Source organism: Phycisphaerae bacterium (assembly GCA_012729815.1).
In the GTDB taxonomy this organism is placed as follows: domain Bacteria; phylum Planctomycetota; class Phycisphaerae; order JAAYCJ01; family JAAYCJ01; genus JAAYCJ01.
In genome coordinates, this window is the sequence record JAAYCJ010000183.1 from 19695 (window position 1) to 35176 (window position 15482).

A 15482-nucleotide genomic window follows, 5' to 3' on the forward strand; every position below is an offset into this window, starting at 1 on the left:
TCCGTCACTAATGCAAACCCGCGCCATAACGGCGCATGATCCACCAGTAGTCCGCGTCGTAGAATTGGCCCAGGCCCATGACCTCGATCGATCCATCCCAGTACAGGATGTTCATCATTCCCGAGTGCCGGCTGGCGAACCAGAAGAAGTCCGGCAGACAACTGTTGTTCTCCGACCAGCCCAGTCCGCCGCTCGCGCCGAAATAGCCCGGTGTCTGGTTCGGCACCACCTCGCCCCACAGGATGCAGTGGTTCGGATACCGGATCAGACTCAGGTTCCCACCCGGGGCTGGGTTGCCCCAGAGCCGGCTGTCGCTCACGGCTTGCCGATCGTAGAACGTCGCCACGCCGTTGATCGAATAACCCCCGCCGCCGTAGTATCCCGGCGTGGACGGACAGCGGAAGATCGGCACGTACAGGTACGTTTCCCGCGGCTTGGGCGGATCGTAGTCGAACGTCCGGTACATTCCCTGCGCGTTCGCCCAATTCATCACCGCGCAGACCCGCGTTCCCGCGTAGAAGTTGTTTTCGCCGAACAAACCGTAGTTCACCGGCCCCGTGCTGAACACCCCGTGATTCTCGTCCATGTAGATCGAGACCATCACGTGCAACTGCCGCAGGTTGCTCTGGCATAGCGCCGTCCTGGCCGCCTCCCGCGCCTGCTGCAATGCCGGCAGCAGCATCGCCACCAGCACCGCGATGATCGCCACCACCACGAGCAGTTCGATCAATGTAAAGACCCGCTCAGTCCGTATCCGCCGTTCATTCCTCATCGGGCACCGTACCTTCCTCGCCCACGAAGATGAAACTCCCGTGCGTCCCCACGTAGATCCGTCGATGATTCGTCGGATCGACCGTCACCGTCCAGCACCGGGTGTTGACCAGGCCGTTGGACTGGTTCGCGAAGGGCTCGACCCGCCATTGCTTGCCGTCCGGTTCGCGCGTCACCTTCAGCACGCCGTGGCTCTGTGAACTGACATAGACCGATGGCGTCGGCGACGCCGGATCGGCTGCGATCCCGAACGGGATCGGCACGTCCGCCGCCTTCGTCCAATGATCGCCGGCGTCCTCGCTGACGTACAGCCCGTCGGTCGCCACGAGCTGGAAGCTCTTCATCACGCTGGCGTAGATACGGCGGTGATCGGTGGGATCGACGTCCAGCGACTGCACTTCCACAATCACTTCGTACGGCGTGCCGGGTCCGGTCACCCGCCGCCAGGTCGTCCCGTCCTCGCTACGAAACAGGCCATCGGAGGCGCCGGCCACCATACCGGGCGTTCCGGGTATGTTCAGCATCACGCGGAACCCCGTCTTCTCCGGCAGACCTTCCGAAACTCGCTCCCATTCCGTCGCGTTGGCGCCGATGTCAAGCCGGTACATGCCGTGCCCGTTCGAGGCGGCGTAGAGAAACTTGCGGATACGGCCGTTCTCGGTCCATCGCGCGAGCGCCACGTCGTCCACGTGGGCGTTGGGCAGGCCGCCCTTCTCCTTGCCGCGTCCGCCGATCACGCGGAACCCTCCGCCGGTGTTGCCGCGGATCACGCCGGGTCCGGCGTTGGCGTACGCCACGTCCGGGTCGTCCGGGTCCAGGATCAGGTTGCTCGAAACGCCGGTCAACTCGCCCTCGTACCACGGTCCGCCGACCAATGCCCACGACTCCCCGCCGTCGAGGCTCTCGTGCTGGCCCCAGTCGAAATCGCACGCCCACAGGTGCTTCGAATTCCGCGGGTCCACCACGATCTTCCGCGCGCAGAGGAATTCGATCTCGCCCCGCCCGGACCAGAACGCCCGGCCGTCGACCACCTTGCGGCGCGACGTGATTTGCTGCCAATCCCTGCCCCCGTCGAGACTCCGCCAGATGATCCCGACGTTGTCGCCGAGGCAGTAGATCACATCCGACAGGCCATCCTTGTCGGCGTCGGGCCCGCCGACCCAGATCGCGGTGCCCATGGTCGCGTGGTAGCCGGTCGGGTGCCAGGTCGAGTTGCGCTCCTTGTCGGGATACTCGCTGTTGAGCAGCGTGTTCGTGTCGTACACCAGTTCCCAGTGCGCTCCGCCGTCGAGGCTGCGATAGAGCCCGCCGGTCCAGTCCATCGACCCGAGGTACAGGCAGTTGGGATTGATCGGATCGACCGCCAATGCGATGTAGGACAAACCCTGGTCGAGCCCCTTGACCATCGGCTTCCACGTCTCTCCGCGATCCAGTGACCGGTACACCCCGGAGACGATGCCCTCGACGTCGGCGGTGCGCTCGCCGATCGACGTATAGACGACGTTAGGCTTGCCCGGCACCGTCAGCACCTGCTTGCCGACCGCCCGCTTGAGCAGGTACTGGACGGTCTGCCAACTCTTGCCGCCGTCGAGGCTGCGGTACATGCCGAAATCGGTGGCGGCGTACATCAGCTTCGGATCGTGATGGTCGGCCGCCACCGTGTAAACCTGCGCGGTCGGCGGGATGTTTTGCTCCGCCTCCGCGGTGTTGAGCTTCTCCCACGAACCGGCCTCGCCCGATCGGCGGCTCACGTAGATGTCGCCCGTCCACGGCACCCAGCCGACCACCGGCTGCTCCTGCAGCGGCCGGCCGCGCATCCAAACCCCCATCCCGCTGGCCGCGTAGACAGTGTTCGGATCGTGCGGATCGGCCAGCAGAAAGCCCAGTCCCCGCGCCCCGTCAAACACCTTGCTCCAGTTTCGCCCGCGGTCCTGCGAAACGTACACCTTGCCGGTCAGCGTCGTCGCCAACGCCCGCCCGGTCGGCAGCACCAGCACGCCATGCTGATTGTTCCAGTCCACCCGGCCGTCGAAGTCGATCCCGGTGTTCGCGTTCCGCCAGGTTTCGCCGGCGTCTTGCGTTACGTGCATGCCGCCGCAGTCGAGGCCCGCGAACACCACGTTCGGGTCGGTCGGATCGGCGGCCAGACACCCAGCCGTGCCGCCGCCGCCGGGGCCAAGGTTGCGAAACTCGATCGCCGACCCGGTCGTCGTCAACGTCGCCGACAGCACCAAACAGCCCAGAAGCATTCCCATCCGTTTCGTACCGCGCGATTTTGCCATACTATGCCCTCGCGGATTGCGACGAACCGTCACTGGATGACGGACCTTCCGCTACGCCAGCGGCGGGAGGTCCGCACGAATTCCGATGCACCAGCCCGCATGGCTCTACCCGCGACATGCTCCCATCCAACCCCGCCCCCTCATCCAGGTGATCGATCAGCATTTCCGCCGCCGTCCGACCATAGGCCTCCATCTCGTAGGCGATGGCCGTCAGCCGAGGCGACGAAAACTCGCACAACCGTGAATTGCACGTCGCGATCAGACTCACCTCGCCCGGACAGCTCACGCCGCGCCGCGACAACTCGGCCAGCAGCGCCACCAGCACCTGGTCCGAACCCAGAAGCATCGTCGCCCTCGCCTCGGGCGGTGTCGCCACCCAGTAATCGACCAGCCCCGCCGCACTGTCGTAGTTGCCCAGATACCCCTGAATCCGCGGCAGGCAAAGCCGGCATTCCCGCGTCCGGCTGTCCTGCCGCATCCGTTCCAGCAGCAGCTCCGCCACCTCCGCCGCCCGCCGGCTCTGCTCGTTGCCGTACAGAATCTTCCGGTGTCCCAGCGACGCCGCGTGCCATACCGCCTGAAACAACCCGTCCACGATATCGCAGGCCACCGTCGGAATAAGACCCGCCGTCTCGACGTTGTCGCCGACCGACACGCAGGGAATCCCGAACTCGTAGAACCGCTGCACCACGCCCGTCTCGACGTAGCCGGTCAGCACCAGCCCGTCCACGCTCCGTTGGCCCACCCGTTTGGGAAACACAAACGAATCGAGGTTCGACAGGTTGTACCGGCTGATGTTCAAGCCGTAGCCTCGATGGCGGCAGGCGTCCTCCACCCCGGCCAGCACCTGCGAATACACCGCGTTGCCCCAGCCGTCGGCGATGTTGTCCGACAGGATGAACCCCAGATGCCCGGTCCGCCGCGTGGTCAACGCCTTGCCCACCGCGTCCGGATAGTACCGGCAGTCGCGGATCACCTGCCGCACCCGCCGACGGGTATCCTCCGAAACGCGGATCGACCGGAAATTCTCGTTCAGCACCGCTGAGACCACCGCGTGCGAGACCCCCGCCCGACGGGCCACCTCGCGGATCGTCATCCGCCCCGGCCCGCGCGGCCCCGGCTTGTTTTCCTGACCGTTCATACCCGGTATGGTACCAGATTAACCGGGTAATCACAAGCCCCTACCCTGAATTTCAGGGTTTTCCAAAAACGGGGGCAAAATCGCCCCAGGCAGGTGAACCTAAGTCGCTTAACCATAACGACTTATAGTGGCAACGTGGTTTGCCGCCGGCAGATCCTGCCTACGAGCGGAGCTGCACCGTGCCGGACGACTGGCGGGCGTGCTCGATCGCCGCTTGGATGAACCCCAGGTACATCGGGTCCGGCCGCAGCGGCCGCGACGTGAACTCCGGATGCGACTGGGTGCCCACGAAGAATGGATGGTCCGGCAACTCCAGAATCTGCATGATCGGCTGGCCCGGAGCCTTGCCCGAAAACACCAAGCCGCTGGATGTGAGCTTCTTGATGTACTCCGGGTTCACCTCATAGCGATGGCGGAACCGCAGGCGCGTGGTCGCCGTATCGCCGTATAACCGCGAAGCCACCGAGCCCGGCGTCAACTCCACGTCCTGACCGCCCAGCCGCATCGTCGCCCCTAACTCCTTGATCCGCAACTGCTCCGGCAGCCGGTCGATCACCGGGTGCGGGGTGTGAGGGTCGATCTCCGTGCTGTTGGCCCGCTCCAGGCCGCACTCGTGCCGGGCGTACTCGATCACCGCCATCTGAAAACCGTAGCACAATCCCAGATACGGAATCCTGTTCTCCCGCACGTGCCGCACGCACGTGATCTTGCCCTCGGTCCCGCGGGCCCCAAACCCGCCCGGCACGATCACGCCGTGCATTCCAGCCAGCTTCTGGGCCGCGTTCTCGTCGGTGACGTCCGTGGTGTCCACCCAGTGCAGCGCCACTTTCGTGCCCGTCGCCGCCCCGCAGTGCTCCAACGCCTTGATGATGCTCGCGTAGCTGTCCCGCACCGCTGTGTACTTGCCCGTGATCGCGATGTCCAGCGTCTGGTCCGCCTTGCGGATCTGTTCGGTGAACTCCCGCCAGGTCCGCCACTTCTGCTCCGTCCGCTCGCCGTCCACCTTTTCCTGCAATCCGAGGATGTCCACCACCGCGGCGTCGATCCGGCTCCTGCGGATCATCTCGGGCACAAAGTAGATGCTCTCGCAGTCGTGCATCGAGAACACCCGCTCCATCGGGACGTTGGCGTAGACCGAAATCTTCTGCCGCGCCGTCTCCCGCACCGGACTGCCCGCCCGGCAGGCGATGATCTGCGGCTGAATGCCCATTGCCATCAGGCTCCGCAGGCCCAACTGGGCCGGCTTGGACTTCTGCTCGCCCAGGCTCTGCGGCTCCAGGATGTACGTCAACGCCACGAAGCACGTCGAGCCCGGTCCCTCCTCCAACGCCAGCTCGCGGACCGCCTCGATGAAATACGCGTTCTCGAAGTCGCCGACCGTCCCGCCGATCTCCACGAACACCACGTCGGCTCCGCTCTCGAGGGCCAGCTCGCGAAGCCGCAGCTTCACCTCGCCGGTCACGTGCGGGATCATCTGCACGTCGCGCCCCTGATAGCGCCCCATCCGCTCCTTGTCCAGCACCCGGGTAAAGATCTGGCCCGACGTGCAGAAGTTCAGCTTCGAAAGGTCCTGGTCGAGCATCCGCTCGTACGTGCCCAGGTCCATGTCCGTCTCCATCCCGTCGTCCAGCACGAACACCTCGCCGTGACGGAACGGATTGAGCGTCCCGGAGTCGACGTTCAGATAACCTTCCAGCTTGATCGGGGCGACCTTTAAGCCTTTATCCTGCAGCAGCTTGGCCACGCCGGAAGAGAAGATCCCCTTGCCCAGCCCGCTCATCACGGTCCCCAGCACCACCACGAACTTGCACTGCCCGCGCTGGTAGCCCGGAGGCACCGGCGTGTACAACTCGTTGGCCGCCTTCGACGCGATCTCGTTCAAAATGTCCGTTCGTCCGATCTGCATTGGAGTTAAGCCTTTCCCGACCGCGTATACCGTTCCACAAATCGCCGGTACTGCTCCGGCGTGTCCACCCCGCCGCTGCGGTGCTCCGTGACGCCCACCTGTATCCTATGCCCGTGCCACAGGGCCCGCAACTGCTCGAGTTTCTCGATCGCTTCGACCGGCGCCACCGGCAACTGCGTGAACGCCAGAAGGAAATCCCGCCGGTAGCCGTAGATCCCCAGGTGCAGCAGATAGCTGAAACCCGCGGGCAGGCCGGCCACCCCGTCCCGCGGGAACGGGATCAGGCTTCGCGAGAAGTACATCGCGTTTCCAAGCCGGTCGCAGACCACCTTGACCATGTTCGGGTTGGTCGGGTCGTCCTGCGGCCCGAACGGCGCCGCCAGCGTCGCCATCGGCGCTTCGCCATCGGCCAGCAACTCGACCAACTGGTCAATGCTCGACGGCGAGATCTCCGGCTCATCGCCCTGGACGTTGACGATCAGTTTCCCTTCGTCCAGATCCCTGGCCACCGCCGCCACCCGATCCGTGCCGCTCGGCAGTTCCGGATCGGTCAACACCACCTCGCCGCCGAAGCTGCGCACCGCCTCGACCGTCCGAGGATCGTCAGCGGCCACGATCACCCGGCGGACGCGGGTCGCGCGGCTCACCTGGTCGTGAACGTGCTCGATCAGGTACTTGCCCGTCTCGCGGGCCAGGATCTTGCCCGGGAATCGCGACGACGCATACCGGGCCGGAATAATCACCACAGCGGCAGTCAACACAAAGAGTCCGTCTGCAAAAAGGGGTTTTTGAGGAATCTAACGACCAGACCACCGCTTGTCAACCATCCACCGCCCGCATTCGCCTTTATTCTGGCCTCTGACTTCCTGCTTCTGGCTTCTCCATCAGTTCTCGTGTTCCACGAACGCCCGATAGACCTCCTCGGACGTCTTCGCCTGGCTGATCTTCTCGCGGAACGACGGGGTGGTCATGAGCCGGCTTAGGCGGGCCAGGGCCTGGATGTGCGGACCGGTCTGGTCGATGTCCGACCCGAACAGCACCACGAAGTTCACCGGCTGACCGTCGATGCTCTCGAAGTCGATCGGCATTTTCGGCTTGCCCGCCGCTCCTACCAAGCCGCCCAGCCCGCCGCACTTGCCGTGCGGGATGGCCAGCCCTTGTCCGATCCCCGTGCTCCGGGTCGCCTCCCGGGCCAGAACCGCCTCAAGCAGCGGCTTGGGATCGGTGAGCCTGCCCGCGTCGCACAGGGCCTGAACCAACTCCTCGATCGCCGCCTGCTTGTCCGTCGCCGACATCGGCACGACAATGCAGTCGGCACTAATGACCTCGCTAAGCTTCTTCATATCTGCTTATGGATAATGGATATAACCGGTAACCAATGTCCCAGTGCTAAGTATATTTCCCGCCCCGCCCGCCATCAAGGGCAATCGGATTCTCTTCCGCCCGGCCTCCGCCGCCCGCAGCGGCCAAAAACGCCCGCCTTTCCCGTTGATATTGGGCCGGTCCCTTCCTAAAATCTTGAAGGTAGCGAAAATCTTCCGACGCATGTCGGTCAACGAGTTTTGGCCGTGCTAGGCGGGGCGCTTGCGGTGCCCTCGTCCGCCTTCGGGCGGATGCCCGAAATCCGCCATATGCGGGGCTGAACGCTTTCCGAGGCCGTTAACTGCGGGTCGACTGTCGGTGCCGGGTGTTGAGGTTCAGGTCCTGCGCAACGGCGGATTTGGACAACGGGTCAGGTCCTGACGGAAGCAGCCCACCCAGACACCTCCGGGTGCCGCAGATCAACCTGGGCTGAGCCTGCAACGCCGGTGGCGGCTCGCAAGTGACGGTCGACGAGAGATGCACGGCCAATAATATTTATCGAATCAGCAGCGGCTCGGACGTCCGCTGCGATGGGCAGGTTCCAAACCGACGCAGGCCTCTGAAAGTCTGATATGAGCTATACCGTTCTCGCCAGACGATACCGGTCGCAGGACTTCGACGAACTGGTCGGTCAGGAAGCGGTGGCCACCACCCTCAAGAACGCCATCGAGGCTGACCGGGTCGCCCATGCCTACCTCTTCACCGGCACCCGCGGAGTCGGCAAGACCTCCGCCGCCCGCATCCTGGCCAAGGCCCTCAACTGCGAAAAGGGCCCGACCCCCAACCCCTGCGGCCAGTGTCCCATGTGCACCGACATCGCCCGCGGCGAGGACGTCGACGTGATCGAGATCGATGGGGCCAGCAACACCAGCGTCGATGACGTCCGCGAGCTCCGCGGCAACGCCATCTACCGGCCGTCCCGCGCCCGATTCAAGATTTACATCATCGACGAGGTCCACATGATCTCCACCAGCGCCTTCAACGCCCTGCTCAAGACGCTGGAAGAGCCGCCAAGCCACGTCAAATTCATCTTCGCCACCACCGAACCCAACCGGGTCCCGGTCACCATCCAGTCCCGCTGCCAGCGGTTCGACTTCCGCCCGATCGCCAAGGATAAGATCGCCGAGCAGCTCCGGATGATTCTCAAAAGCGAAAAAGTGCAAGCCGACGACCAGGTCATCGACCGCGTCGCCCGCCTTGCCAACGGCTCCATGCGCGACGCGTTGAGCCTGATCGACCGCCTGCTCTCGCTTGGGCAAAAGAAGCTCACCGCCGAGTTCGCCGAGCAGTTCCTGCCCGTCCACCCGGTGGATCAGTACGCTGAACTTGTCCAGACATTTCTCGACGCCGACCCCGCCGCCGCCATCCGCAAGACCGAAGCCATCCTCGCCACCGGAACCTCGCCCAATGACTTCTGCTCCGCCCTGGCGGAGTACCTCCGCGACGTGATGCTCGCCAGCGCCTGCGACGACGGGACCGATCTGCTGGCCAGTCCCGCCTCCGCCCACGAGACCATCCAGCGCCAGGGCAAGCACCTGCGGCCCCTGATCTGGGCCTACGGCATCACCGCCGTCGAGGAACTGGCCCGCGGAGTCCGCTTCTCCGAGCAGCCTAGGGCTCTGATCGACTCGGCCATGGTCACCTTGACCAGCCTGCCCCAACTGGTGGACCTGGCCGCCGCTGCACCGCCCGGCGGACAACCCGCCGCCTCCAGGCCCGAAACCGCCCAGGCGGATCGGGCAAAAAAAAAATCCGCCCCGGCCGCACGATCTAGCTAGCGACCAGACCCCGCCGACCCAGGACGAACCGGCCAGCCCCGAACCCGTCTCGCCCGCCACCTACCAAGCCGCCATGAACGAACCGATCGTGCGACGCCTCATCGACGTCTTCGAAGGCCGCCTCATGGACATTCGCCCCGCCAACCGCCGCTGAGCCCCGTTCCGCAAGATTTCCCGCGATTTGCTTTTCTCCACGACATATTGAACACTTATAGCGAAGGACGCGGATTTGCGAACCTCAGTGAATACACGGACTTCGAACAGCGAATTGCTTTGGCGGTCGTAGGAGAAGGCCCCGATCTCCTAGTAGCGGCCGGGCGGCGCCGAAATGCGTCGCCCGGTCTTTTTCTATCTACCCAAGTCCGATAATCGTGTCGCTATTGGTGTCATTTAACACTTATTATACCAGCTTGTCGATTGGCCGCTTCTCTGTCTACTTCCGCAAAAACTGAAAAACCCACCCCTCCGCTTCGTCATTATTATGAGGTCCCCGTTGCGGGCGAGGCCCGGGACTTTTGCGTTGACAAGGCCTTTGACACAAAGGTAATATTGACCCAGATTTATCCTTAGGGCTGCATGGCTCCCATCTGAGGAAGGAGGCCCCCGTCATGGGTTCTCAGAAATGGTGTGGCTTGGCGGCGGTGGTAGTGCTGTTGGCGGCGGCAGGCGCCTTGGCCCAATCCACTCCGAACGCCAAGTGGACGTTCATGGTCTATCTCGATGCGGACAACAACCTCGAGGAAGTAGGTATTGACGACTTTCTCGAAATGGCCGAGGTCGGAAGCACCGACAACGTTCAGATCGTCGTCCAGTTCGACCGCGTCGCCGGATACAGTTCCGAGTACGGCGACTGGACCGGCACCAAACGATTCCGCGTCACCGCGGGTATGGAACCGACCACCGCCAGCGCCGAGGAAGATCTCGGCGAGGTCAACATGGGAGACTCCAACTCCCTGGTCGATTTCATCGACTGGGCCAAGGACGAGTACCCAGCCGACAACTACGTCCTGGTCCTCTGGAACCACGGCAGTGGATGGCACAGCCCCGGCCCCGAAGCCGAGCCTCCGGCGAAAGCCGCTGAGAGTCCTGTGACCGCCCCAACCCGCGAGTCGCCCTTCACCGCCGTCTGCGAGGATGTTACCGACGCCGATACCCTCTACAACAAGGAGGTTCGCCAGGCCCTCGAAAGCGCCGGAGCTGACATCCGCATCCTCGCCTTCGACGCGTGCCTGATGGGCATGCTCGAAGTCGCCTACGAGATGCGCGACGTCGCCGACATCCTGGTCGGCTCGGAGTTGACCGAGCCGGGGCCCGGCTGGGCCTACGACACGCTGCTGCAGGACCTCGTCGACGACCCCGAAATGACCGGCAACGAGTTGGCCGCCGCCATGGTCGATCATTACATGGAAAGCTACGACAACTCCTCCGTCAACCTCTCAGCCATCGACCTGTCCAAGGTTGCCGCGCTGGCCGAGGCGACCTTCGATCTTGGCGATTCCCTCGTCGCCAACTGGGCTCACGACGATCACACCGAAATGGAGCAGGCCGCCACGCTGGTCCTCAACCGCCTTGACGAGGCCGTCATCGCCAACGGATTCGATCCGGCAACCACGCCGAACGCCAACGGCCTGGCCGTCTACTTTCCGCTCCAGGACGTCTGGTTCGACGACGACTACAGCCCGGTCAACATCCTTTTCGCCTCCGGTTCGTGGGATGAGTTCGTCCAGCAATATTACATTGCCATGGAGAGTTCCTGGGTCCGCAACATTCGGCTGGTCGTCCAGTCCTTCGACGACGGCTACGGCAGCAACATCGACCTTGGGCACTTCGCCGAACTGGTCGTCGATCCGCCGGTGACCATCGACTACTACACCCAGGAGATCACCAGCGAGACGTCTTTCGAGGAGGTCGGGACGCCTCGCGGCTGGCATGCCGACGACACCCATTGGGGCTACGACCTGCCCTTCCCCTTCACGTATTTCGGCCAGAGCTACAGTCGTATCTGCATCAGCTCCAACGGCTACATCCTTTTCCAAAGCTCCTGCGCCTCGCTCTCCGACTACACCAACAGCGAGGCGGAGTTCATCGCCCAACCCATGGTCGCCGCCATGTGGGACAACATCGTCACCGATGAAACCAACCAGGTCGGTGAGGATATCTACATCGAAGAGTCCGCCGAGCGCGTGGTCATCCGCTGGGTCGGCGAGCTCTACTCCAGCCGCCACCCGGTCAACCTTGAAATGGTTCTCCAGTCCAACGGCATTATCGAGTTCCGCTACGGGTCGGGCAACATCAACCTGAGCCCCACCATCGGAATCTCCGCCGGCGACGGGGCCAACTACTATTTGGCGCCTTATAACAACGTTTCCAACCTCGGTATGGCCCAGACCGTCCGCTACGTTCCGGTCGGACTGATCGATCCACCCACCAGCGTCAGCGCCGCGCCGGGCGACGGATGCGGCAACGTGGTGCTCAACTGGACCGCCTCCGAGGGCGCCACCGGCTACAAGGTCTTCTACCGCGAAGACCAGGCCGGCCCGCCCTGGGCGCCGCTCAACGACGGCGATCCCGCCAGCGGCGAGAGCGTCGGCAACGTCACTTCCGTCGCCATCAGCGGACTGGCCGCCGGCCAGACCTACCACTTCGCCGTCACCGCCTTCGACGCCGACTTCGAAAGCACGTACTCCGAGTCCGACTCCACCCTCACCGGCACCACCTGCGCGTTCCGCATCACCAGCCAGGTCGACGAAGGCGCCGGCGAACTGACCTGCGATCCGCCCGGCCCCACCTACACCTACGGCCAGATCGTCAACCTGACCTTCAAGCCCACCACCTGTTACCGCCTGCGCGGATGGGTCGGCACCGACGATGACTCCTCGACCAGCCTGAACAACACCATCCGCATGACCGACGACCGCGCCGTCGGCGTCGATACCGTCATCAGCACCCACGTGGTCAAGACCAAGATCCTCGGCGGCCACGGCAGGATCTGCTGCGAACCGCAGCAGTACAGTTACCAGTGCGGGGAAAACATCGCCCTCACCGTTCAGCCGGAATGGGGCTACCGCGTCCGCGCCTGGCACGGCACCGACAACGACGCGTCCACCGACACCACCAACAGCTTCGTCGTGGACGACGACAAGGAGATCATCGTCGAACTCGAACCCGTCGCCTACAACCTGAACATCAACGTCCCGACCGGCCACGGCAAAGTCCTGACCCAGCCCGAAGGGTCCAACTTCGGACCCGGACAGACCGTCCTGCTGATGGCTGTGCCCGACTGGGACTACCGCGTCAAGTCGTGGAGCGGCGCCCGATACGACAACACCACCGGCTACCTCAACGTCGTCCCCATGGACGGCCACAAGACGGTCACCGTCGAGTTCATGAAGATCCCCGAATTCAAGCCGCCGGACATCGTCACCTACACGCTGCAGGCCAACGTCGCCGACGGCGAAGGCCGCGTCGAACCCGACCTGAAGGTCTGCGCTCCCGGCGAGACCGTCACCCTTCTGGCCACCCCGGCCTCCGGGTGGCGGGTCAAGAGCTGGACCGGCACCGACGATGACGCATCGACCGAGAACTTCAACGTCGTCACGGTCGACGCCGACACCGTCGTCAGCGTCGAATTCATGCCCGCCCCAACGCCCGAAGGCGATCCCAACGATCCCAACAGCGGCGGGAGCGGCGGCAACCAGGATCCAATCAGCGCCGCCTGCGCTATGCTCGCCACCGTCCTCCTCGGCGCCGTCCTCCTCGGCTTCCTCGCCATCGCCGCACCGGGCCTGCGAGCCAAAGAGGACTAACGAACTACACCAACAAACAACAGACCCACAGCATCAAGCAAAGACCCACGGCCGGCCACCCCGGCCGTGGGTCTTTTTACCGTGCCAAACCTCCACGCGAGCCGCCCACACGCATTGTCATCCGTCCTCCGACTCCGCTGCCCTCTGCCTGTATTCTGAGTTCCGACCGCCAAATTCCTTCTTCCTCCTTCCAGCTTGACCCGCTATATTCCTGGAAACTCGGGACAGAGCGAAAGGCGTTCCATGACAGCACAATCGATCGTTCGCGATGACGGATGCGTGGAGGTCTCGCACGGTTGGGGGATTCCGTTTGGCGGGATCGGGACCGGTTACAGCGTATTCGGCCAATACGGTTACATCCGGCAGAATTTCGATTCGACGCCGGACTACGGCTCAGCCGACTACAACCTCAACCCGCGCCACGAGTGGGATTACGCGGGCGACCCGCACGAGACGCCGGACCTGGCCTTCTGCCTGACCGAGCAGGACCGCCGCTACGTCCTCCAGCAGACGCCGCTGCCGTGGCTGACCAGCGCCAAGCCGTTCGACCGCGTCCGGGCCTTCGCCCTGTTGCCCAAGGGGCTTTTCCTGTTCGAGCAGTCCGATCTGCAACTCGAGATCGCCCTGACCGCGTTCTCGCCGATGATCCCGCACGACCTGGACAATTCCAGCATTCCGGTGCAGGTCTTCGACTTTGTTCTGACCAACCGGGCTGAGCGGCCGCGGCGGATTCGCCTCGACCTTCGCCATCGCCGCCGCGTCTTTCCGCGCGAGGGTCATCTGCTCTACCACGACCCGCACGGCCAGATCGCCTTGGCCTGTGTCGGCGGCTTGGTCGATTATCCCACCGTCGGCCGTGAGGTCGAGCTTCAGCCTGGCGAATCGCAGACTGTCCGCTTCGTGGTCGCGTGGCACTACCCGCACTTCAAGACCAACTCACCCAACGCCGCGGCGATCCACCGCCGCTATTACACCCGCGCGTTCGCCGACGCCGCTGCGGTCATCGAACGGGCTGTGAACTGCGCCGACGATTGGTCAGCCGCCATCGACCGCTGGCATCAAAGCTACCGCGTGCCGGCCCCGTTCAAGCGAGTCTGGCTCGCCTCGCTGGCGTCGGTGATGACATCGACCATGCTCAGCGACGATCCGTACTTCTACGAAGTCGAAACGCCGCACCGCCACGTCTGCACCATGGACGTCAACGTCTACAGCTCGTGGCTCTACATGATCAACTGGCCGCAAATCGAACGCATGGAGATGGACCAGTTCCTCTCCGCCATTCCCACCGAGGGCGAGCGCAAAGGCTACGTCTGGCACTCGCTGTGGGACGATCCGGCCCACTACGTCGAGGAGCCGACCTTCCTGGTCCGCGTGTGGCGCGACGCGCTGTGGTTCAACGATCAGCCGTGGATGGCCAAAGCCTTTCCGCACGCCGTCAACGCCGCCGAGTGCGTCTATCGCACCGGCAATCACCGGCGTCTGCTCGTCTCGACCCACGGTAACCAGAGCTACGACGTCTGGAAGATGCCCGGCATCAGCGCCTACGTCAACCTGCCGTGGCTCTACGGCCTTGGCGGCCTCGCCTGCATGGCCCAGCGCCTCGGCCGGTCGCCGCAGCTTGACGGCCAACCCGTCGGCGATTTCATCGAGGCCGCCGCCAAGAACTTCGATGAGCTTCTCTGGAACGCCAGCGGCGGCTACTGGAACTGCTTCCACCGCACACCGGACGCCAGCCGACTCAGCACGCCCGATTCGCTGTTCACCGATCAGCTATTCGGCCGGTGGGCCGTGCTGATCGACGCGAATGTGCCCGACCTGCTGCCGCGCGAGAAGGTCGAACAAGCCCTGCTGACCCTCTATCGCCACAATCTCATTGAGGATCCGAAGGCCGGTTTCCGCGGCTGGGTCAACGGTCTGCTGCCAGGGCGGCGGCGCGATACCACCGGCTTCGACGCCGAAACCGCCGGTTACCACGCCTACGTCTGCTGGATCTGCGCTCAGCTCGATCTCGGTTCGCTGCTCGGGCACGTCGGCCGCGAAGCCGAATCGCTCGACGTCTTCAACTCCTTCGAGGCCAGCCTGCACAACAATCACCTGGCCGTCGGCGAATACAACCAGTCCATCGACGACGACCTGAACACCCGAACGCTTCCCGAAGAGCCCGGCAAGGACACCCCGCGCTTCCCGCCGTACCCTCGCTACAAGTGCGCGTGGGAATACCTCGTCCGCATCCTCGGTCTGTCGATGGACTTCGAGCATTTGCACTTCGCCCCGTTCAGGACCATCGACTTCGCCGTCGACGGCCTCCGCATTGCCGAGACTACCGTCAACATCCGCGTTCAACGCGGCTGGACGAGAATCCTCGTCGACGGCCGGCAAGGCGCCGCCGTCCCGCGCGACAACCAGACCCACACCGTCGAATGCATCATCTAAAAC

General features: G+C 64.0%; 9 protein-coding genes and 1 other RNA gene. 4 read left to right on the forward strand and 6 right to left on the reverse strand.

What is annotated here, in order from left to right; all coding sequences use genetic code 11:
• Positions 1–7 precede the first annotated feature (7 nt).
• The 6 genes from GXY33_12435 to GXY33_12460 form a co-directional block, all read right to left on the reverse strand.
• Positions 8–772, reverse strand: a complete 765-nt coding sequence (locus tag GXY33_12435; GenBank protein ID NLX05939.1) for a DUF1559 domain-containing protein — start codon at positions 770–772, stop codon at positions 8–10.
• Positions 762–3026: a hypothetical protein gene (locus tag GXY33_12440; protein ID NLX05940.1), complete on the reverse strand. Its 2265-nt coding sequence runs from the start codon at positions 3024–3026 to the stop codon at positions 762–764. The genes GXY33_12435 and GXY33_12440 overlap by 11 nt, the downstream gene beginning before the upstream one ends.
• 28 nt (positions 3027–3054) lie before the next feature.
• Complete coding sequence (locus GXY33_12445) at positions 3055–4194, reverse strand: LacI family transcriptional regulator (GenBank protein ID NLX05941.1); 1140 nt, start codon at positions 4192–4194, stop codon at positions 3055–3057.
• Between the two features lie 160 nt (positions 4195–4354).
• Positions 4355–6100, reverse strand: coding sequence for a CTP synthase (locus tag GXY33_12450; GenBank protein NLX05942.1), 1746 nt, complete (start codon positions 6098–6100; stop codon positions 4355–4357).
• 5 nt (positions 6101–6105) lie between these two features.
• Positions 6106–6858, reverse strand: a complete 753-nt coding sequence (kdsB, locus tag GXY33_12455; protein NLX05943.1) for a 3-deoxy-manno-octulosonate cytidylyltransferase — start codon at positions 6856–6858, stop codon at positions 6106–6108.
• 126 nt (positions 6859–6984) lie between these two features.
• Complete coding sequence (locus GXY33_12460) at positions 6985–7443, reverse strand: PTS sugar transporter subunit IIA (protein NLX05944.1); 459 nt, start codon at positions 7441–7443, stop codon at positions 6985–6987.
• Between the two features lie 223 nt (positions 7444–7666).
• On the opposite strand from GXY33_12460, the gene ffs reads away from it, so the two are divergent.
• The 4 genes from ffs to GXY33_12480 all read left to right on the forward strand — a co-directional run bounded on the left by ffs (position 7667) and on the right by GXY33_12480 (position 15479).
• Positions 7667–7947: signal recognition particle sRNA large type (ffs, locus tag GXY33_12465), an RNA gene on the forward strand.
• 87 nt (positions 7948–8034) lie between these two features.
• A complete protein-coding gene (gene dnaX / locus GXY33_12470; protein ID NLX05945.1) occupies positions 8035–9240 on the forward strand; it encodes a DNA polymerase III subunit gamma/tau in 1206 nt (401 codons plus the stop codon).
• Positions 9241–9848: 608 nt separating this feature from the next.
• Positions 9849–13046 carry a hypothetical protein gene (locus GXY33_12475; GenBank protein ID NLX05946.1) on the forward strand — a complete coding sequence of 1066 codons (3198 nt, stop codon included), beginning with the start codon at positions 9849–9851 and terminating at the stop codon, positions 13044–13046.
• A gap of 243 nt (positions 13047–13289) precedes the next feature.
• Positions 13290–15479, forward strand: coding sequence for a hypothetical protein (locus GXY33_12480; GenBank protein NLX05947.1), 2190 nt, complete (start codon positions 13290–13292; stop codon positions 15477–15479).
• Positions 15480–15482 lie beyond the last annotated feature (3 nt).

Bases quoted from the DNA above. Each gene is read 5' to 3' on its own strand.
- GXY33_12475 (NLX05946.1), top strand. From the start codon at position 9,849: ATGGGTTCTCAGAAATGGTGTGGCTTGGCGGCGGTGGTAGTGCTGTTG.
- GXY33_12435 (NLX05939.1), bottom strand. From the start codon at position 772: ATGAGGAATGAACGGCGGATACGGACTGAGCGGGTCTTTACATTGATC.
- GXY33_12445 (NLX05941.1), bottom strand. From the start codon at position 4,194: ATGAACGGTCAGGAAAACAAGCCGGGGCCGCGCGGGCCGGGGCGGATG.
- dnaX (NLX05945.1), top strand. From the start codon at position 8,035: ATGAGCTATACCGTTCTCGCCAGACGATACCGGTCGCAGGACTTCGAC.
- GXY33_12480 (NLX05947.1), top strand. From the start codon at position 13,290: ATGACAGCACAATCGATCGTTCGCGATGACGGATGCGTGGAGGTCTCG.
- GXY33_12440 (NLX05940.1), bottom strand. From the start codon at position 3,026: ATGGGAATGCTTCTGGGCTGTTTGGTGCTGTCGGCGACGTTGACGACG.
- GXY33_12460 (NLX05944.1), bottom strand. From the start codon at position 7,443: ATGAAGAAGCTTAGCGAGGTCATTAGTGCCGACTGCATTGTCGTGCCG.
- GXY33_12450 (NLX05942.1), bottom strand. From the start codon at position 6,100: ATGCAGATCGGACGAACGGACATTTTGAACGAGATCGCGTCGAAGGCG.